Here is a 19,388-nt window from a genome sequence, read left to right as displayed (position 1 = left end):
AATTCCGGATTTTCAATTCAATGGAAATGCTGCCGCCCCGGCCGCAGCGCGATATCCTCGATCACCGGCCTGGGTACCGGGATCAGGTGCTGGCCGATGCTGTCGAGCATCTCGCCGAAGCTTCGTGCCGTCTCGACGGCTTCCGCGATATGCTCGCAGCCGATCAGTTGCGTCGCCGCAGCTTCCAGCGCGTCGTTATCGCGGTGCTGTACACAGGCAACCATGGACACCGCCATGCACTCGTCCCGACACAGCTTTCGGCAGCCGTAGGGGAAAAGACAAACGGAACGTGCGGAATTCGAACGGATGGCACGCACCCAGCACGACAGCTCGGCCATTGCGGAACGGGCCTGCTTGGGCCCCAGCGCCTTGGCATAGAGGTTCCACGCCATTTCCCAGCACTGGATATCGCCCGTGTCATACCCCGCCATCCAGCGGCGGAACCCCTCCACCACGAGCCGCTCAGGCAGGCGGTCGAGATAGCCGTTCCTTGCGGTGGAGGACGAATGGATGCCGTTTGCCACGCCGCTACCCTCGCCCGGGAATATCGACCGGACACAAGAAAGTGACGCCACCGTCCGAAACCGAACAGTAAAGCCGAGTTAAACAGGCACGGCGCGTTGCGCCATGCAAATGGATCACGTCAAACATCTCTACCCCCAATCGACCGGGTTCAAGGCCCCGCCATTAAAGGACGAATACCGATTGACCCAAGGGCCTTCAGCCTTGCCTACATTGCCTATGGTCACGTGGGTGTCAATAAAAACTTGAATGCAAAGCTCAATTTAGAACGACTAAAAACTGAAAAAGAACAGCCAATTCTGGGTACGAATGTGAATATTCTTCCGGTTCCGATAAATTACACCGATTTAAGAGGAAACTATTCTGTTCGATAGAAACATTTACTATAATTAATTAAGAGCATGTGGAACCTGCGGTTTTCACAGACGTTCATTCAGCATTCGGAAAGGCGCGTTGCCTTAATCCTTCCATTCACTACAATAATGATCGGCTCATGCGAGATGGCAGCGGACATGCTGAAAAAACTGAAGAAATTTCTTCACGACGTGACAGTCGGCGAAGACGAGGACAAGGCATTCGACGCCGATGATCACCGCCTTTGCGCGGCGGCCTTGATGGTGCACATCATCTCCGTCGACGGTGTGGTGGATGATTCCGAGCGCAAGAAGCTCCGTCAGGTCCTTCAAAGCAGCTACGATCTGGACGAACAGAGTACGTCCGAGCTCATCGAGGAAGCCGGCAAGCGAAACAAGGAAGCGGTGGATCTCTACGGTTTCACCAGCGTGCTGAAACGCCGTCTCGACATCGACGGCCGCCGCAAGGTGGTGGAGATGATGTGGGAAATGGTGTTCGCGGATGGTGAAGTTCACGAGTTCGAGGACAACACCGTCTGGCGCGTCACCGAGCTTTTGGGCCTTCCCGCCTCCGACCGCCTGGCGCTGCGCCGCCGGGTGGCCACGCGCGAGAACATCCCCCTCGACAGCGACACGATCAATGGAGACGCGGACGCCTGAGACGGCACCATACCTGCATCAACGCATTGACCGCAGCGGCAAGTGGCATATTTATAAGTACGATACCCCGGAGACTGACTGCCTGCTCAATCGATGGGCCCGGGCACCCGACGCGAAGAAATACACAGACCGGCATACCGGGTTCGGAACGTGGAGCAGGCTTCGTGCCTGCGTACTTTTGTCCTGGCAACTGGAAATACCAAGTTCGACATGCAGGCTATGTCCTTTCAAGACTCCCACAAGAATTGCTCGCCAAAAGTCCTGATCGTCCTTCACCAGGAGACGTCCACGCCAGGCCGCGTGGGGCAGTCCCTGCGCAGGCGCGGGTTTGAACTGGACATCCGGCGTCCACGCTTCGGCGACAAGCTCCCCTCCACAATGGAGGGACATGCGGGCGCGGTCATCTTCGGCGGACCGATGAGCGCCAACGATTCTGACGCCTTCATCCACCGCGAGATCGACTGGTTCGACGTGCCGCTGCGCGAAGAGGCTCCCTGCCTCGGCATCTGCCTCGGAGCGCAGATGCTGGCGCGCAATCTTGGCGCCGAGGTTTGCCCCAATGCCGATGGCTTTGCCGAGATCGGCTATTATCCGATCACGCCCACGCAAGCCGGCAAGACCCTCATGCCATGGCCGGAAAAGGTCTATCAATGGCACCGGGAAGGGTTCGATCTGCCCGCAGGCGCGCAGTTGCTCGCAGAAGGGACCGTTTACCGCAACCAGGCCTTCCGCGTCGGCCCCGCCGCCTACGGCATCCAGTTTCACCCCGAATTGACACTCGCGATGCTTTACCGCTGGACCACCCGTGGGGCCCCGCGGATGCAGCTTCCCGGTGCCCAGGATCGGCGAGACCACTTCGCAGGCCGGGCGGTCTTCGATGCCGCCATCAAGACCTGGCTCGAGGATTTTCTTGACCGCTGGATCGGAACGGCGGAAAAGCCCGCCCGGCTCGCGGCCGCCGCCGAATAGGGTCCGCCCCGCCCCCGAGCGGCCACCTCCCCGCCTTTTCTCCATCGCGTTGCGCGATAGCATTTCCTTTGCCTGAACAGGCTCGTCGGGCACCGTGCCCGATCGACATCGCCTCCACATGCCCCGAAACGGGACGGAATGGTTAACGCTACGGATGTACTGCAGATACCACCCTTGCCACAGTGCCCTACATCTAGCGGCCCGCCGGCAGGATTTTCAACATCTTGCCAGAACGAAGGCGGAACATTCTCAAATCAGCGATTCGTACTTTCACTGTTCCCGTTCCCTTCGCTTCCTTACGTAAGCGAAGGTGAAACAGCGGCACGCCTTAACGGAATCTTTTGGCTTGACGTGAATCCGTAACTTTCCGGACAGCCCTCGTCAATTGGGGCCAAGAGTCTGAGGCGATTCAGCATTTGGTATCGCAACGCGGACCTCCCGCAGCATGTCGTATAGAACAAATCCTGAATCCGCCCATGTCATCGATTCGGTCCTTCTTTGTTCAAGAGTCGTTCCTTTTTCGCGCATTCGTAGCCCATCGCCGCGATCGCGATGGCTCCGCCCTGCTACACGAAGCCGCTTCGGTCTCTGCGTAAAAGGAAGCGACAAGAACGCGCCAGCTGTGCTAGATCAACGCGCCGGCAACCGCTCCGCCTGCCTGCGAGGGTCCGGACGTTCATCTTTCATGATGACATGAACGACGCGAGGGACGAGTGGAGCGACAGGGCGAACCCACCTGGCGGCAAGAGATCGCCGGACCGCAATTGTTGACCCGAAAAGGCGATTGGATCCGCAACACGTAAAGTTGCCCCGAACCGTAATTGGGCCGTGACGGGCCGAAAACGGCGAACCAGCTAGCACCAGATCTTCAAGTTTCATGCTTCGCAACCTGCAAATGCCGCTTCCGCCGGCCGTGCGTGCCCGCACAGTGACGGCGGTACTGGGCCCGACCAATACCGGCAAGACCCATCTCGCCATCGAGCGCATGCTGGCGCATCCCACCGGGATGATCGGCCTGCCGCTGCGGCTGCTTGCGCGCGAAGTCTACGGCCGGGTGACGGCGCGGGCGGGCGAAGATGCTGTGGCGCTCGTCACCGGCGAAGAAAAGATCGTCCCCAAGAACCCGCGCTTCTGGGTCTCCACCGTGGAGGCCATGCCGCTGGACATCGAAACCGACTTTCTGGCCATCGACGAGGTTCAGCTCGCTGGCGACTTCCATCGCGGCCATGTCTTTACCGATCGCATCCTGAACCTGCGCGGCGCGCACGAGACCCTGCTTCTGGGTGCCGCCACGATGCGGCCGATCCTGGAAAAGTTGCTTCCCGGCCTCAACGTGGTGACGCGGCCGCGCATGTCGGTGTTGAGCTACGCCGGCTCACGCAAGATCACGCGCGTTCCGCCACGCTCCGCCGTCGTCGCCTTTTCCGCCGATGAGGTCTACGCCATCGCCGAGCTGATCCGCCGCCAGCGGGGCGGAGCCGCCGTGGTGCTGGGATCGCTCAGCCCGCGCACCCGCAACGCCCAGGTGGAGCTGTTCCAGTCCGGCGACGTGGATGTGCTGGTGGCGACCGACGCCATCGGCATGGGCCTCAACCTCGATGTCGACCACGTCGCCTTTGCCGCCGACCGCAAGTTTGACGGCTACCAGCACCGCAACCTGACGCCGGCCGAGATCGGCCAGATCGCGGGTCGGGCCGGGCGCCACATGCGCGATGGCACGTTCGGCGTCACCAGCCGCGTCGCCCCCTTCGACGACGAACTGGTCGAACATCTGGAAACCCATCGGTTCCAGCCGGTGAAGATGCTGCAGTGGCGCAATGCCGCGCTCGATTTCGAATCGCTGGAAGCTCTGCGCAACAGCCTCGACAAGGTGCCCGGAGAGCCCGGTCTGACGCGCGCACCGCCGGCCGTTGACCAGATTGCGCTTGAGTTTCTGACGCGAGACAGCGATATCCGCGCGCGGGCGGATCGTCGTGACAGGGTTTCGTTGCTTTGGGATTGCTGTCAGGTCCCTGACTATCGCAAGATCGCGCCGGCCAATCACGCCGACCTGATCTCGACGATATTCACTTTCCTGGTCGACGAGGGACGGATCCCCGACGATTGGTTTGCCCGCCAGGTCGCCCATGCCGACCACATGGACGGAGACATCGACACGCTTGCCAACCGGATCGCGCATATCCGGACCTGGACCTTCGTCGCCAACAGGCCGGACTGGCTTGGCGATCCGGTTCACTGGCAGGATGTCACACGAGACGTGGAAAACAGGCTGTCGGACGCCTTGCATGAACGCTTGACCCAGCGTTTCGTGGACCGGCGGACCAGCGTATTGATGAGACGGTTGAGAGAGAACGCAATGCTCGAAGCGGAAATCACCGCAACAGGGGACGTGCTCGTCGAGGGCCAGCATGTCGGCCATCTCCAGGGATTCCGCTTTGCACCGGACGCGGGCGTGGAAGGCAATGGGAGCCTTGACGCCAAGGCGCTGCGCGCTGCGGCGGGAAAGGCGCTGGTCAGTGAGATCGAGACCCGCGCCGAGCGCGTGTCCGCAGCCCCCAATACGGACTTCGCACTTGCCTCGGACGGCGTCATCCGCTGGAAGGGCGAGGTCGTGGCGAAGCTCGTGGCAGGCGACGACGTCCTCAAGCCGGGTTTGCTGCTGCTGGCGGACGACCTGTTGAGCGGCCCCGCCCGCGAAAAGGTTCAGGCCAGGCTCGACCTGTGGCTCAAGACCCATGTCGAAACACTGCTGAAGCCGCTTTTCGATCTGCGCGATTCGACCGAGGTCGAAGGCATCGCGCGCGGCGTCGCATTCCGCATGGTTGAGGCGCTCGGTATTGTGGAGCGTCCCGAGATCGCGGAAGACGTGCGCCAGCTCGACCAGCCGATGCGCGCGGTTCTGCGCAGGCTCGGCGTCCGTTTCGGCGCCTACCACATCTACATTCCCGCCCTGCTGAAGCCCGCGCCGAGCCAGCTGATCGCGAAGCTCTGGGCACTGAAGAATGGCGATCTCGACATGCCTGGGCTGGCGGAGCTGCCGCAGCTGTCCGCGTCCGGGCGCACCTCGATCCCGGTCGACCCGACCTTCGCCAAGCAGCTCTACCGCGCCGTTGGCTATCGTGTTTGCGGAGAGAGAGCTGTGCGTGTCGACATTCTGGAGCGCCTGGCCGATCTCATCCGCCCGCTGATCTCGTGGAAAAAGAGCGTGGCCGAAGGCCAGCCACCCCGTCCGGAAGGCGCGATCGACGAAGGCGGCGGTTTCACCGTCACGGTGGCGATGACATCGCTTCTCGGCTGCTCGGGCGAGGACTTCAATTCCATTTTGAAGTCGCTCGGCTATCGCTTCGAACGCCGCGAAATTCCGAACCCGGCCCTGCAGCCGGCCGAGGCCGAAACGCCGACGCCCCCTGCGGTCGCGGACGAGACGCAAGCGGCCCCTGCCCCGGGTGACGCTGAAGCTGAAGCAGACGTGGAGATCTCCGCCCACGCATCCGCTCAGGACGGGCCCGACGAGACGCCGCAAAGCGAAGCTCCGGCGATCGTTAACGCTGCGCCGCAGGAGGTTCCCGCAGACACTGCAGGTGAACTGACGGCGGCCCCTCAACCGGCGGACGAAGACGCCACCAAGGCGCAGGACGCGGCCGCAGCTGAACCGGAAAGCGCTGACGCCGCAGATGCCGACGCCTCGCTCCTCGAGACAGACGCCGCCCCTCAGCCCGTGCAGAGCTCCGATGAGCCGACCGCAAGCGCTGCGCCTGCCACGACCACCACGGACGAGCCCAAGGGCGAAGAAGAGATCCCCGCGACGATCGCCGTGGAAATCTGGCGTCCCGGACGCGGAGATCGCCGGCGTCATGGCGGCAGGCCGCAGCAGCGTGCGCGCTCGAGCGAGGACGGACAGGCCCCGCAAGGTCGCCCGGCCCGGCGCGGCGGTGACGGCAAACGCCAGGGCAAGGGTGGCGGACAAGGTCGCTCGGGCGAAGGCGCCGGCTCACAAGGGCACGGTAGGCCCGGTCAGGGCGGGCAGGGAAAAGGCGGCGGCGAAGGTCGTGGCGGCCGTCCCCCCAAGAGCGGCGGCAAACCGCATGGCGGCAGGGACGACCGCAAGGCGCCGCGCCGCATCGATCCGGATTCCCCCTTTGCAGCTCTGGCGGCACTCAAGGCCAGCATGGAAAAGCCGAAGGACGGCAAGTAGGCCCGCAACGGCGTGGAGACGGACAAGCCGAAGGTCGGGAGGTGAGGGATGCCTGGCGTCGAGGAACAGGGCCGGCTGCGCATCGACAAGTGGTTGTGGCACGCGCGCGTGACCAAATCTCGCTCGCTGGCCCAGAAGCTCGTTGCCTCCGGTCATGTCCGCCTCAACAAGGAGCGCGTCAGGGGTGCAGCACAGCAGGTGCGTGCCGATGACGTGCTGACCGTCGCGCTGGAGCGCCGCGTTCTGATCTTGCGCATCCGTGCGCTCGGCCACCGCCGCGGCCCGGCCGCCGAAGCACGCCTTCTCTATGAGGATCTCAGCCCGCCCCCCGCACCGCGGGAAGAGCGTCCTGCGCCCGTCGCGTTGCGCGATGCCGGCACGGGCCGTCCCACCAAACGCGAACGCAGACAGTTGGAGCGCTTTTTCGACGACGGCAGCGACGAGAGTTGACGCGAGGATCTTCCTGCCTGGTCTTGCAGGTTGATCTTGCCCGTCAAAACGGCTAGAGCGGCGTCGAGACAGCAACGAGCCCGGTACCCTGCCGCCAATCCAGCACCGGACCGAAGCCAGAGACGAAACCGGCACCGAAGTAAGGAAACTCTCCGGATACGGTGCCTGCGAGCAAAATCTTTCTGGCGGTCGCCGCCGTTTTCGCCGAAACATGCGGGTGATTAGCCGCCCGCCGAAGAGAGGGATGCGATGACCTACGTCGTCACCGACAATTGCATCAAGTGCAAGTACACGGATTGCGTGGAAGTTTGCCCTGTCGACTGTTTCTACGAAGGCGAGAACATGCTCGTCATTCATCCCGACGAGTGTATCGATTGCGGTGTCTGCGAGCCGGAATGCCCGGCCGAAGCTATCAAGCCGGATACCGAGCCGGGCCTTGAGAAATGGCTGACGGTGAACGCCGAATATGCCGACAAATGGCCGAATCTTACGGTCAAGCGTGACCCAATGCCGGAAGCCGAGAAGTTTGACGGAGAGACGGGGAAGCTGGAAAAATACTTTTCCGCCGAGGCGGGCGAAGGCGACTGATTTCACGGGGGAAGTGGCAGGCCGGGTCCAAAAGGCCCGTCATATCCGCCGAAATGCAGGTTATCCCCGCGCAGATCGCCGCATTCGCCGCGACAGCATGTCGCGGCAGCGGGCCGTCGTTAACGATTTTGGCCCAGATCCTTTGTAATTTCCCATAATCGTGCTATATAGAGGGTCTAGTCGCCTCGCCCTCGGATCATGTTCCTCCTAGCGGAGGTTTTTTTGTGGTCGGAATCCGATCCAGGACGGACAGCCTCTCCGAGTCTGCCGTACCATGTTCGTACGACCCTTGCCAAGCGGCCGCGTCAAAAGAAAACGACGTCATAAGAACTCATCTGGGAACGAGACGAATTTGATCACCCCATGGCACACAGTGCGCGCCCGCCCGGGCTCTATGCCCGGTATCGACGCCATGTGCCTGTCCGTAGAAATTGATGCCCGCAAGGCGGAGCATCCCGACGCGCCTCTTCGAGGCCGTCTCTGCGCAGGAGTATAAAAGCGTATGGCACCCCCCGCAAAAAAGACCGCGCAGCGTCAGGGATTCAAGACCAGCGAATTTATTGTCTATCCGGCTCACGGTGTTGGACAGATCACGGCCATCGAGGACCAGGAAGTCGCCGGCCTCACGCTGGAACTGCTTGTCATCAATTTCGAGAAGGACAAGATGACTCTGCGCGTTCCCGTGGCCAAGATCGCCTCGGTGGGCATGCGCAAGCTCGCTGACCCTTCGACGGTCAAGAAGGCGCTGGAAACGGTGCGCGGACGGGCGCGCGTGAAGCGCACGATGTGGAGCCGCCGTGCGCAGGAATATGAAGCGAAGATCAATTCCGGCGATCTGATCTCCATTGCCGAGGTTGTGCGCGATCTCTATCGCTCCGATACCCAGCCGGAGCAGTCCTATTCCGAACGCCAGCTCTACGAAGCCGCGCTTGACCGCATGGCACGCGAAATTCAGGCCGTGAACCGGTCTTCCGAAACGGAAGCCATCCGCCAGATCGAGCAGAATCTCGCCAAGGCCCCCAAGCGCGGCGGCAAGGGCGACGAGGAGACGACAGAAGCGGAGGCCGAGGCCCCTGCCGAGGACGGCGCCGATGTGGAGCAGGAAGAAGCGGCCTGATACGGATGGTCTTTCCGATAGGCGCGCGGCAGAAGTGAGTCCTGTCCTGCCGTAGGAAATCCCGGCGCTGAGCGGGCTTCACGCTCTCGAAATCTGGAAAAATCAAGAACGGCGAGGATGCAAGTCCTCGCCGTTTTGCATTGTCGGGCACAGACTGTTCCGTAAGGTGCCCGGATCACAATTTCGCGAAGCCTCTTCCGAAAGCCAGGTTTTTCCTCAAAGATGCGCTTTTCCGGGTACCAACATCCTCTTGTGTCACGGACGTTTTGTCGTACCCTTCAAGCGGGTCTGGTGCCTGCACCGGAGGGCAACAACGCACCACAGGCCATCCGAAACAGCCGCACAGCAAAGCAAGTGCTGTTCAGACGTTTCATCCGGCACTTCCGATCGGGCCGCGAAAGTGGCAATGCGACGGAACAGTCCATTCGATGATGGTTCCGGAAAAATGTCAGCAACCCAGGAAACCAAACCCCGCCCCCGGGAGTTTCATTAGAGAATCAATCCGGACCGTCGCGTTCGAGCGCACGTCGTGTCCGGTTTCCCTTTCGTGGCCTTGGACCCGTCGTCCGGCCTAATCGAAAAATTCATGACGCGCAGCCCCCCGCTCAAGGGCTTCGCCGCTCACTGGTCCGTTCGACCTTGCGGCGGGTTTGTTTTGGGGCAAGTCAGGACAAACGGAGAACTGGGATGCAACATCCGGTCAGTCCTCGGCGGCAATTCGTACGCGCGGCCATGGCCGCGCCCTACCTCACACGCGAGGAAGAGCATGAACTGGCCCTGCGCTGGCGCGACCAGCAGGACACGAACGCGCTCGACCGCCTGACGACCGCACACATGCGGCTCGTCATCGCGCTGGCTGCGAAATTCCGCTATTTCGGCCTCTCAATGAGCGACCTCATCCAGGAGGGACATGTCGGCCTGCTGGAAGCCGCGGCCCGTTTCGATCCGGACCGCGAGGTTCGCTTCTCCACCTATGCCAGCTGGTGGATCCGCGCTTCCGTGCAGGATTTCATCCTGCGCAACTGGTCGATCGTGCGTGGCGGAACCTCGTCCACGCAAAAGGCCCTGTTCTTCAATCTGCGCCGTCTGCGCGCCAAACTGGGGACGGGCGCACAAGGCAAGACGGGCCAACAACTCTACGACGAGATCGCGGAAGCGATGGGCGTTAATTCCAAGGACGTCGCCCTGATGGACTCGCGCCTGTCGGCTCCCGACACCTCGCTCAACGTTCCGGTACTCGACGATGGCGGAACAAGCAGCGACAGGCAGGATTTTCTCGTCAGCAACGAACCGCTGCAAGACGAGGTCGTCGGCGGTGCCATCGATGAGGAAAGGCGGCGCGCCTGGCTTGCGAAGGCGCTTGGCGTGCTCAGTGAGCGGGAATTGAAGATCGTGCGCGAACGCCGCCTCTCCGAGGAAGGCGCCACGCTGGAGTCGCTCGGCGAGAAGCTCGGCATTTCCAAGGAGCGGGTGCGCCAGATAGAAGTGCGCGCCCTGGAAAAGCTGCGCGCGGCGCTTGTCACCGATCATCCCGGTATCGTCAGCACCGCAAGCTGAGCGAGCAGTATCTGGTTAAACGCCGTCTGGAGCCGGCCCGCCTTGCAAGGGGGCCGGCTCAACCTTTTCCCGCGCATTACCGCTCTTTCTCAATCGACGATCAGCTTGACAGACTGACCCGTTTCCAGCTGCTCCCCATCCGCCAGGCCGTTGAGCAGCTTGAACAGCTCGATGCGGCGGGCCGGATCGACACCGCTCATCCGGCGGGCCAGATCGTGGACAGTCTGACCGGTTGAGACCTCAGCGATACGGATCGTCAGTGGTCTCAACCGCGCCTGTTCCGTCAGGCTCAGCTGCCGGAAGCTCTCCAGCGTATCATTGAATGCCGTCAGGAACCCCTGCGAAGGATCGCGGGTCGCAAGGATGAAGCGGTAGACCGTCTCCCCCTTGCGCACGAGCCCGATGCGGAACGACCACCCTTCGGCAAGCGCCGTCGCCGTCACAGCCGGCAGGCCATTAACGGTTGTCTGGCGGATGGAATTTTCCACCAGACCGTTGATCCAGCCGGACTGGATATAATCCGAAAGGACTTCGGATGACACGAGATCCGCCCCGTCGAAACGCAATGCGGTTCCTTTTCCATCGCTGGCGAGCACCGCCTGCGGCGTGTTTTCGAGCGTAAATCCGTCAGGCACGGTAAAGCCGATACCAAGCGCCTTGTGCAGGAAGGACCGTCCGCGCACGAAACCTTGCAGCGGATCGTCGCCGTAAAGCATGCCATCGAGCTTGGCGAGATAGGCGTCGCGATCCTGTTCCCCGATCCCCGGCGCCCCGATCTGCCGCGCCTCGCGAATCGCCCTGGCAATCCTGTTCGGCGTCGCGGGATGGGTGGAAAGAAAATCGGGAGCCGACCTCGTTTCCGCGCGCGCCGTTTTGTAATCGGAGAACCGGCCCATGCTCTCCAGAAAGCGGGCCGCGGCATAGGGGTCATACCCGGCGCGTGCCAGAGTGCGCACGCCGATGGCATCGGCCTGTAATTCCTGGACCTGCGTGAAGCGCGCAAGCGAACGCTGGGAAGAGGCCACGGCCGCCTCCACCTCTTCCGGGTCGTCGACGATATTGGTGACAACCTTGCTCGCAAGCGCCGCCGCTTCTTCCTGCTGCTGGCGCGCCGCGCCATGATGGGCCGTCACATGCGCCATCTCGTGGGCCAGCACTGCGGCCATTTCCGATGTGTCGTTCGCCAAAGCCAGAAGACCTCGGGTGACATAAAGATAGCCACCCGGCAGCGCGAAAGCGTTGACAGCGGGCGAGTTCAGGATCGTGATCTTGTAGGTCTGCGAAGGATCTTCAGACGCCGCGACCAGACGGCCGACCGCTCTCGCCACGGCTTCCTCGGCGCCTGCATTCTTGTAGACGCCTCCATAGCTCGCCACCACGCGCGGATGTTCGCGCGCGCCGATAGAGGCTTCCGAATCCTTACCGAAGAAGACTCGCGAATTGTTGTTGAGCGGTATCTTGCTGGAACTGGTCAGCTGGCATCCGGCCAACGCCACTGCGAATACAGCGGCGAGAGCCACGCGCGCGCACGGGCGCAGGCGACGACATTGCTTCATCGCGAAAACCTGCAAGCGTCCCGCTCTGCCCGGCCACCGGCCTTGTGTCTGAGCCGAAATACTAGCCACCTCTTCCAATCACTTCGATCGCGTCCGGATAAAGGACATCGATCACCGCACCATTCCAACGCTCAAGCCAGCCCCTCACACGGACATAACGCCCGGCCATGGTCTGTGGATCCCGGCCGGCTGCGCGAAAGGCGCTCGCCCTTCCAGCGGGAATAGTTACAGTAAAATCGCGAGACCAGTCGCGCCCGAAGTTCAGATAGTGCCTTCGCGACGTTGCGCCAACGGAAACCACAATTCCGGCGACAATACGATAGCTGCCTGCCCGGTCCGCGAGATCACGTTCACGAGAGGACAGCACGCGATTGACGGAGAGGCTCCAAAGCCCGCGCTTCGCCCCTCGCGCCGCCGCTTCGCTGCGGTAGAGCGCCGCCGCACAGCCGGCCGGCGAACCCTCGGGTTCCACACGCACGATGCCGTTTTGAACCAGCGCAGCCTGCAGCCAGTCGACCGGCCCGCCTCCAGGGTCCCCGACGGCTTCCACATGCGCAACCAGTCGCTGCCAGCGATCCGGCGCCAGCGTCAACGGATGCACGACAACTGACCGGCCGATTCGCGTACGCAGGGCTTTCAGCAATTGCGGACCGGGACCTCCCGCGGCAGTCGCGACATCGGCAAGCCTGACATCGCCGGTCTCTCGTGCGTCTCCACCATAGACTACGGCAAGACTGCCATCCTCGTTGACCGCCGTGACGCTCGCCGATCTTGTATCAGCTGCACGGCAAGCTTCAGCCAGCGGCTCCGCAGTGGCCGGCAGCGTTGCGAACCATATTGCGAGGATCGCCGGCAAGAACCGGCTTGATCGCGACGCCATGACAAAACGCTCCGCAGGCGCGTCTCTCGCGGACATGACTGTCCGGAAATAACAACCCGCATTCGTCGAAAAGTGAGTTACGCGCACCATACTGGAAAGCTATGCAAAATGCCTCCCACCAGGTGCAACGCCCATCCAAACATGCTAAAGGGCATTTCTGCCGTTAGCCTCAGGCTGTTGCCGATTGCGGCACGCACAGACGGTCAAGGGGCCCCGTAGCTCAGCAGGATAGAGCATCAGATTCCTAATCTGAGGGTCGCGCGTTCGAATCGCGCCGGGGTCACCACATTCCGCCTACCCCCGTACATGTCGAGGCATGCACTGGACTTGAAGGCGAAATGCGCACAGTGATGCGGATGTATTTCATCGTCACCACCTAACGCAAAAAAGTGCGGCGGCGGCAAGGGCATGAGCAAATCAGGTTGCTCGACGCCTCGACTGTCACGAGACCGATGGGCGTTCGAATTCCGGTATATCGACGGTGAATGTTGCCCCTTCGCCGGGCCTCCCTTCCGCAGTGAGTTTCCATCCGTGGCGGCGGGCCACCATATCGCAGATGGCTAGACCTATCCCGCTTCCGGGAAATTCCTGACGCCGGTGCAGACGGCGAAACGGTTGAAGAATCGTCTCCGCGTACTGGGGCTCGAAGCCAATTCCGTTGTCCTCGATGGAAATCCGGAGATGCCGGCTTCCCGCGTCGTCGATCCGGGCACGGATAAGAACGGACGGCGTGCGCCCGGATGCCCGGTATTTCAGGGCGTTGCCGATGAGATTGCGGAAAAGCTGTGTGATCGCGGTCGGGTCGCCCGAGACGGACACGGGCGGAATATCAATCCGGATATCGGCATCGTGCGCTGCCTCCTCGTGGCGGATCTCCTCCACCAGCCCATCCACCATATGCGCAAGATCCACCGGCTCGCGCACGAGGCTTTCACTGCTGGAGCGGGAGAAGGTCAGCAGGTCCGAAACCAGCCGCGAGGCTCGGCGCGACGCGTTTTCCAGCACCTCAAGTGCGTAATCGATGTCATCATGGTTGTCTTCCACCAGGGCGCGCTGGAGCATTTCGGTGAAATACCGGATCTTCCGCAGCGGTTCCTGAAGGTCGTGCGACGCGATCGAGGCGAAATTCTGCAAGTTTTCGTTGAGCCGCTCCAACTCCGCGTTTCTCTGTTCGATCCGGGAGTGCTCCTGATCGAGTTCGCTGATGTCCGTTACGAACAGAACAACACCTGCGGAAGGTTGGCGCGTAATCACCGCCTCCACGTCGACCGCCTTGCCCTGCCGACTCCAGATCGCCAGCGCAATGCCGCCTGTTCGGGTGAAGGTGCCGCTGACCGTGTCAGCCGCAGCGTCGGCGGCCTTGCGCATGTTCTCCGGCACGATCTCATGAAAGAAGCGAGCAACCAGTTCCGACCGCCCATACCCGAAAAAGCGCAGAAACTGATCGCTCGCATCAATGATGGCACCGCGCCAGTCGAGCATCAGCAACATCGCAGGCGCGACCCGGAAAGCGCCCCTGTAGTGGGCTTCCGCAGAGGCTTCCACCCGCTGTACCCTCTCCGGGAGAGCGGTATCGCCATGTGTCGGAGCTTTGGGGAAACCGGCGCCGGGGCGCCTGGCGCGGTCAGGAGAGAGTCCTCCGGGCGGGATTCGGCCGGCGATGATCTGCGAGACCGCCGATAAGGCGGCTCTCGTCATCTCGCTTACCGATCCGACATGCGCCGATCTGTTGGCAAACAGAACAAGACCATCCCGCCCACCCGGAATGCGCAACGGTGCCGAGAGGAAACGGGGGGCGGGCTGATCTGCCTGATACGCAACAGTTGAACATTCGCTGCCGCAGCCCTGCCCGCCGATGCTGCCGGCCATTTCGACGACCTCCCGCGCAAGGTCTTCCATGCCGGCCCGCGCATCCCCGTTCATGCCGGATGCCTGACGGGCATCCAGGCAGACCTCGTACCGGCCGTTTCCGTCCGGCAGACACACAGCCGCAAAATCGGTATCGAAAAAGTTGCTGGTCCGGGCAAGCACCGCGGCCACCCACGCTTCGACCGGCTCCGTGCCCCCCGCCGCGCACGTACCGATATCGGCGAGCAGTTCCGAAAAGCGGGTCGCCTCCGGCAGGGGGCGAACCAGACCGAGCCGCACCGCAACCTGTTCGTGGGAATCATGAACACAGAAAGACGAGATCGTCGCGTCGAGCACGAGGCGGCTCTTGCGCAACACCTGTGCACGTGTCGGCTGCGACCAGCCGCCATCGCAGCCGTCAACGGCCAGCGCTGACGGAGTCTCGGGCAACGTGACGAAGCGGGATGCATCAGCGCCGGTCAATTCGGATACGGAAAAACCGGACAACCGCTCGAACGCCGCATTCGCAAAGACGACGCCTCCCGCAGCATCAATACCCATGACGGCATCCGGGAAATCCCGGAGTGCCTCAAAATACCATTGAACGTCCCTCGGCAATTGGAGTCCCCGGTGCAGGGTAGCGGATCGCAATTACGCACATTAACATCTTAGCTTGATTGAACCTCTACGCATGAATACGCAATGGTAAAACTCTCATGCACACCGCTCCCTTGACATCCCTCTACGGCATGTCGCTATTGGAGCGATACGCAAAATGCCCGGCAGAGGATTGCGGCCACCCGCCGTCGCGCACGCCCGGTACAAACACCCGCTCAGATCGCGAGGTACTCGTGGCGCAATTCTTCGTTGTCGAGCACCTCGCGCGCTGTTCCGTCGAAAACAACCTGCCCCATGTCGAGAATGATCGCCTTGTCGGCAAGCTTCAGAGCCGCCACGGCATTTTGCTCGACGATAATCGTGGTGATGCCGAGTTCCTTCACACCGGCCACGATGCGCTCGATCTCCTGAACGATGACGGGAGCCAGTCCCTCGTAGGGCTCGTCCAGCAACAGCAACTTCAGGTCGCGCGCCAGTGCTCGAGCCACGGCAAGCATTTGCTGCTCCCCACCCGACATCGTGACGGCCTCCTGCTTGCGGCGTTCGGCAAGGCGGGGGAAATGTTCATAGATGCGTTCGAGCTCCCAGCCTCTCGGTTCCGCAACCTGTGAGAGGATGAGGTTTTCCTCCACCGTCAGGCCCGAAATGATCCGTCGGTCTTCCGGCACGAGCTGCACCCCCGAACAGGCAGCCTCATGCGATTTCATGGAGTGGAGGGGATTGCCGGCGAGCCAGATCTCGCCACGCTTGAGCTCCGGCACTTCCGTGCGCGCGATGGTGCGCAAGGTCGACGTCTTGCCGGCACCGTTGCGCCCGAGCAGCGCGACGATCTCTCCTTCGAGGATCTCGAAGGAAACACCCTGCACGATATAGCTTTCACCGTAGTAGGAATGGATATCCCTGACGGAGAAGAACGGTTCGGCCCTGGCCGCCGGCTGCGTCCGCACGTCTGCGGCATCTGCTGTCATTGCATTCATCACTGCGCCTCCCCGAGATAGGCTTCCTTGACCTTGGGATCGTTACGCACCTCTTCCGGCGTTCCTTCCGCAATGATTCGGCCTTGCGCGAGCACCGAAATCCGGTCGGCCAGGCTGAAGACCACATGCATGTCGTGCTCGATGATGACCTTCGTCATCCCGCGTTCCTTGATCTTCTTCAAAAGATCGATGGTGCGGTTGGTATCGTGCCGCGACATGCCGGCGGTCGGCTCGTCGAGCAGCAGAAGGCGCGGATGCTGAACGAGCCCCATGGCAAGTTCAAGCCGCCGCTTGTCGCCGCGCGACAGGCTCGCCGCCTCCAGATCCTTCTTCTCGATGAGGCCGATATCCTCCAGCACGCTCTCCGCTTCCGCCCGGATTCCGCTTTCGCGGACAAGCCCAGACCACGCGTTGAAAGTGAAGGCTCCGTCGCGCTTGGCGAAAGCCGGAATCATCACGTTGTGGAGCAGGCTCAGATCCGGAAAGATTTCCGGCGTCTGGAAGACGCGGGCAACCCCGAGCTGGTTGATCTCGTGCGGCTGACGTCCGGTGAGCGCCTTGCCATTGAAGATCACGGCGCCCGAATCCGGCACGATGCGGCCCACGCAGACGTTCAGCAATGTCGACTTGCCGGCTCCGTTCGGACCGATGATCGCGTGCGTCTTGCCCTCCTCGATCTGCAGATCGATGTTGGAGAGCGCCCGCAAGCCGCCGAAACTCTTGTCGACGTCGGCCACATGCAAAACGATGTCGTTCATGTCCTGACCTCACTCCGCCGGTTGCGCTGCGCCGGCCGGGCTTTGGGGCCCGTCACGCCGGAATAGTTTCGTCAGGCGCCTGAATCCTTCCATCACGCCGCCGGGCAGGAAGATGACGACCAGCATGAACAGCATGCCGAGTGTCAGCTGCCATCCTTCACCCACGAACAGGCTGGTAAAGGAGACCACGATTTGCTCCAGGCCGTTCGGCAGCCCCGAAAAGACGTCGTGCAGCACCCGCTCGTTGTAGGCGGAAAAGATGTTCTCGAAGTACTTGATGATGCCTGCGCCGAGAAGGGGCCCAAGCAGGGTTCCGGCACCGCCGAGAATGGTCATCAGCACGACCTCGCCCGACGCCGTCCATTGCATACGCTCCGCGCCTGCAAGCGGATCGGTAACCGCGAGCAGCGAACCGGCTAGCCCTGCATACATGCCCGACACGACGAAGGCGGCAAGCGTGTAGGGCCGGGTGTTGAAGCCGGTATAGTTCATGCGGTTCTGGTTGGACTTGATCGCCTTCAACGCCATCCCGAACGGCGAGCGGAAAATCCGCAGCGCGAAGAAGAATGCGATGATCAGCGCCACCGCGCAGACATAGAACCCACTCCAGCCGAGGATCTCCATGCCGAAGAAGCTCGGCGTCGGCAACCCCGACTGGGCGATGCCCAGCGCGTGGTCGAGAACCCGCGCATCGCCTTGCGACAGCTGGAGGCCCGTCTCACCGTTGGTGATCGGCGTGAGCACCGAATAGGCGAGGTTGTAGGACATCTGCGCGAACGCCAGTGTCAGGATCGAGAAATAGATGCCCGAGCGGCGCAGCGACACGTAGCCGATGAACAGCGCGAACAATCCGGCGACAATCACGCCGAAAAGGATGGCCGGTACCACATTCATGCTGAAGAGCTTGAACGTCCACACGGCAGCGTAGGACCCGACACCGAGGAAGGCGGCATGGCCGAAGGACAGATACCCCGTCAGGCCGAACAGGATGTTGAAGCCGATGGCGAAGATGCCATAGATGGCGATCTTCTGCAGAAGGTCCGGATAGCCGGCCCCGATCGGGGCAAGCCAGATCGGCATGGTCAGCACCACCAAGGTGAAGACCGCCATCAGGACCATGTCGTTACGCAGGAAGTTGCTGTTCATGGCTTAGCTTTCCATCACCCCGCGACGTCCCATCAGGCCGCGCGGCCTGACAAGCAGGATCACCACGGCGACGAGATAAATGATGATTTGGTCGATGCCCGGCAGAATGTCCTTCACTTGCGTCATGGAGGCGAAGGATTGCAGGACGCCGAGAAGGAAGCCGGCGAAGACTGCGCCCGGCAGGGAGCCCATGCCACCGACCACGACCACGACGAAGGACAGGACCAGGAACTCCATGCCCATGTGATAGTCGGGCGGAAGGATCGGCGTGTACATGACACCGGCGAGCCCTGCCACGACGGCGGCGACGCCGAATACGACAGTGAAGCGCCGCTGGATGTTGATGCCGAGCAAGCCGACCGTCTCGCGATCCTGCATACCGGCGCGAACGACCATGCCGTAGGTGGTGAATTGCAGGAACGAAAAGACCCCGGCAATGATCGCGAGCGAGAAGGCGAGATAGATCAGCCGCCACCATGGATAGACGACGGCCGCGCCGAGCCCCAGCCATTCGCCGATTGCGGCGCTTCCCGCCACCGCGTCCGGCGCGCCGGTCGGGATCGGATTAGCGCCGAAGGCGGTCTTCACGATCTCCTGAAGGACGATGGCTAGGCCGAAAGTGACGAGGATCTGCTCTGCGTGGCTGCGCTTGTAGAAGAAGCGGATGAGACCGCGTTCCATCACCAGCCCGATCAGCAGCATGACGGGAATCGCCAGCAGGATCGACAGAGGCACGGCGTAGTCGATGACCGCCTTGCCGGTGTCGCCGAACCAGACCTCCAGATAGGGGATCTCCTTGTAGGCATCGAAGAAGGTGACGCCAGGGTCCTTCACCTTGACGGACAATGTGAGCAGCTTTTGCATCGTGACCGCGCAGAAGGCGCCCAGCATGAAGAGCGCCCCGTGTGCGAAGTTGACGACGCCGAGCGTGCCGAAAACCAGGGTCAGCCCGAGGGCGATCAGCGCGTAGGCTCCGCCCTTGTCGAGCCCGTTGAGAAGCTGGAGTACGAACGCATCCATAGGGGTTACGCCGAATTTCTAAGGGATATCGGGGAGTGCCCGCCGCCGGCAGGACCATCCAGGATACGACCAGGTCGGGATCCAACCCGGTCAGGATATGACCTGAAATGCCGTTTCGAACAGCGGAACACGTTGAGGGCCGGCCGCCCCGCCGAAACCACCAGCCCACAAGGG

15 protein-coding genes, 1 tRNA gene and 1 pseudogene are annotated in these 19,388 nt (G+C 62.0%); 8 read left to right on the top strand and 9 right to left on the bottom strand.

Going from position 1 to position 19,388, the window contains the following annotated elements; genetic code table 11:
* Positions 1-17: 17 nt before the first annotated feature.
* On the bottom strand, positions 18-524 hold the full coding sequence (locus C8N35_RS18090; protein WP_107991126.1) for a hypothetical protein: 507 nt from the start codon (positions 522-524) through the stop codon (positions 18-20).
* Between the two features lie 510 nt (positions 525-1,034).
* Between C8N35_RS18090 and C8N35_RS18085 the strand changes: the two genes are divergently transcribed.
* The 7 genes from C8N35_RS18085 (at position 1,035) to C8N35_RS18055 (ending at position 10,411) form a co-directional block, all read left to right on the top strand.
* A complete protein-coding gene (locus C8N35_RS18085) occupies positions 1,035-1,535 on the top strand; it encodes a tellurite resistance TerB family protein (RefSeq protein WP_107991231.1) in 501 nt (166 codons plus the stop codon).
* Positions 1,536-1,754: 219 nt separating this feature from the next.
* Positions 1,755-2,504, top strand: a complete 750-nt coding sequence (locus C8N35_RS18080; RefSeq protein WP_107991125.1) for a glutamine amidotransferase — start codon at positions 1,755-1,757, stop codon at positions 2,502-2,504.
* A gap of 895 nt (positions 2,505-3,399) precedes the next feature.
* Entirely contained in the window at positions 3,400-6,699 is a 3,300-nt protein-coding gene (locus tag C8N35_RS18075; protein ID WP_107991230.1) for a helicase-related protein, read from the top strand.
* 48 nt (positions 6,700-6,747) lie between these two features.
* On the top strand, positions 6,748-7,149 hold the full coding sequence (locus C8N35_RS18070; protein WP_107991124.1) for an RNA-binding S4 domain-containing protein: 402 nt from the start codon (positions 6,748-6,750) through the stop codon (positions 7,147-7,149).
* Between the two features lie 249 nt (positions 7,150-7,398).
* Complete coding sequence (gene fdxA, locus C8N35_RS18065) at positions 7,399-7,737, top strand: ferredoxin FdxA (protein WP_107991123.1); 339 nt, start codon at positions 7,399-7,401, stop codon at positions 7,735-7,737.
* A gap of 502 nt (positions 7,738-8,239) precedes the next feature.
* Positions 8,240-8,854: a CarD family transcriptional regulator gene (locus C8N35_RS18060; protein WP_107991122.1), complete on the top strand. Its 615-nt coding sequence runs from the start codon at positions 8,240-8,242 to the stop codon at positions 8,852-8,854.
* 687 nt (positions 8,855-9,541) lie between these two features.
* On the top strand, positions 9,542-10,411 hold the full coding sequence (locus C8N35_RS18055) for an RNA polymerase factor sigma-32 (RefSeq protein WP_107991121.1): 870 nt from the start codon (positions 9,542-9,544) through the stop codon (positions 10,409-10,411).
* An 89-nt stretch (positions 10,412-10,500) separates the two neighbouring features.
* Here C8N35_RS18055 and C8N35_RS18050 read toward each other — a convergent pair whose 3' ends face one another.
* Both C8N35_RS18050 and C8N35_RS18045 read right to left on the bottom strand, forming a co-directional pair.
* Positions 10,501-11,931, bottom strand: coding sequence for a M48 family metalloprotease (locus tag C8N35_RS18050; protein ID WP_245926853.1), 1,431 nt, complete (start codon positions 11,929-11,931; stop codon positions 10,501-10,503).
* A gap of 97 nt (positions 11,932-12,028) precedes the next feature.
* On the bottom strand, positions 12,029-12,823 hold the full coding sequence (locus C8N35_RS18045) for a thermonuclease family protein (protein ID WP_170122155.1): 795 nt from the start codon (positions 12,821-12,823) through the stop codon (positions 12,029-12,031).
* Between the two features lie 233 nt (positions 12,824-13,056).
* Here C8N35_RS18045 and C8N35_RS18040 point away from each other — a divergent pair.
* A tRNA-Arg gene (locus C8N35_RS18040) sits at positions 13,057-13,133 on the top strand.
* Positions 13,134-13,288: 155 nt separating this feature from the next.
* Here the strand turns inward: C8N35_RS18040 and C8N35_RS18035 are convergent.
* From C8N35_RS18035 to C8N35_RS18015, 6 genes and pseudogenes are all read right to left on the bottom strand, one after another.
* The gene (locus C8N35_RS18035; RefSeq protein ID WP_245926852.1) at positions 13,289-14,887 is read right to left on the bottom strand and encodes a sensor histidine kinase; all 1,599 of its coding nucleotides are present in this window, start codon (positions 14,885-14,887) and stop codon (positions 13,289-13,291) included.
* A 222-nt stretch (positions 14,888-15,109) separates the two neighbouring features.
* Positions 15,110-15,313: pseudogene (locus C8N35_RS24545) on the bottom strand (PAS domain-containing protein); the annotation flags it as partial.
* Between the two features lie 215 nt (positions 15,314-15,528).
* Positions 15,529-16,281, bottom strand: a complete 753-nt coding sequence (locus tag C8N35_RS18030) for an ABC transporter ATP-binding protein (protein ID WP_210203597.1) — start codon at positions 16,279-16,281, stop codon at positions 15,529-15,531.
* Positions 16,282-16,289: 8 nt separating this feature from the next.
* Positions 16,290-17,048 (bottom strand): ABC transporter ATP-binding protein, encoded by a 759-nt coding sequence (locus tag C8N35_RS18025; RefSeq protein WP_107991117.1) that lies wholly within the window; start codon positions 17,046-17,048, stop codon positions 16,290-16,292.
* A gap of 9 nt (positions 17,049-17,057) precedes the next feature.
* Complete coding sequence (locus C8N35_RS18020; protein WP_107991116.1) at positions 17,058-18,194, bottom strand: branched-chain amino acid ABC transporter permease; 1,137 nt, start codon at positions 18,192-18,194, stop codon at positions 17,058-17,060.
* Between the two features lie 3 nt (positions 18,195-18,197).
* Positions 18,198-19,214, bottom strand: coding sequence for a branched-chain amino acid ABC transporter permease (locus C8N35_RS18015; RefSeq protein ID WP_107991115.1), 1,017 nt, complete (start codon positions 19,212-19,214; stop codon positions 18,198-18,200).
* Positions 19,215-19,388: the final 174 nt, after the last annotated feature.

The organism is Breoghania corrubedonensis (assembly GCF_003053845.1).
Classification (GTDB): domain Bacteria; phylum Pseudomonadota; class Alphaproteobacteria; order Rhizobiales; family Stappiaceae; genus Breoghania; species Breoghania corrubedonensis.
The sequence above is the reverse complement of the archived record's forward strand: the minus strand, read 5'-3'. Positions and strand labels throughout refer to the sequence as shown.

Bases quoted from the DNA above. Each gene is read 5' to 3' on its own strand.
- C8N35_RS18085 (WP_107991231.1), top strand. From the start codon at position 1,035: ATGCTGAAAAAACTGAAGAAATTTCTTCACGACGTGACAGTCGGCGAA.
- C8N35_RS18080 (WP_107991125.1), top strand. From the start codon at position 1,755: ATGTCCTTTCAAGACTCCCACAAGAATTGCTCGCCAAAAGTCCTGATC.
- C8N35_RS18075 (WP_107991230.1), top strand. From the start codon at position 3,400: ATGCCGCTTCCGCCGGCCGTGCGTGCCCGCACAGTGACGGCGGTACTG.
- C8N35_RS18070 (WP_107991124.1), top strand. From the start codon at position 6,748: ATGCCTGGCGTCGAGGAACAGGGCCGGCTGCGCATCGACAAGTGGTTG.
- fdxA (WP_107991123.1), top strand. From the start codon at position 7,399: ATGACCTACGTCGTCACCGACAATTGCATCAAGTGCAAGTACACGGAT.
- C8N35_RS18060 (WP_107991122.1), top strand. From the start codon at position 8,240: ATGGCACCCCCCGCAAAAAAGACCGCGCAGCGTCAGGGATTCAAGACC.
- C8N35_RS18055 (WP_107991121.1), top strand. From the start codon at position 9,542: ATGCAACATCCGGTCAGTCCTCGGCGGCAATTCGTACGCGCGGCCATG.
- C8N35_RS18030 (WP_210203597.1), bottom strand. From the start codon at position 16,281: ATGACAGCAGATGCCGCAGACGTGCGGACGCAGCCGGCGGCCAGGGCC.
- C8N35_RS18025 (WP_107991117.1), bottom strand. From the start codon at position 17,048: ATGAACGACATCGTTTTGCATGTGGCCGACGTCGACAAGAGTTTCGGC.
- C8N35_RS18020 (WP_107991116.1), bottom strand. From the start codon at position 18,194: ATGAACAGCAACTTCCTGCGTAACGACATGGTCCTGATGGCGGTCTTC.
- C8N35_RS18015 (WP_107991115.1), bottom strand. From the start codon at position 19,214: ATGGATGCGTTCGTACTCCAGCTTCTCAACGGGCTCGACAAGGGCGGA.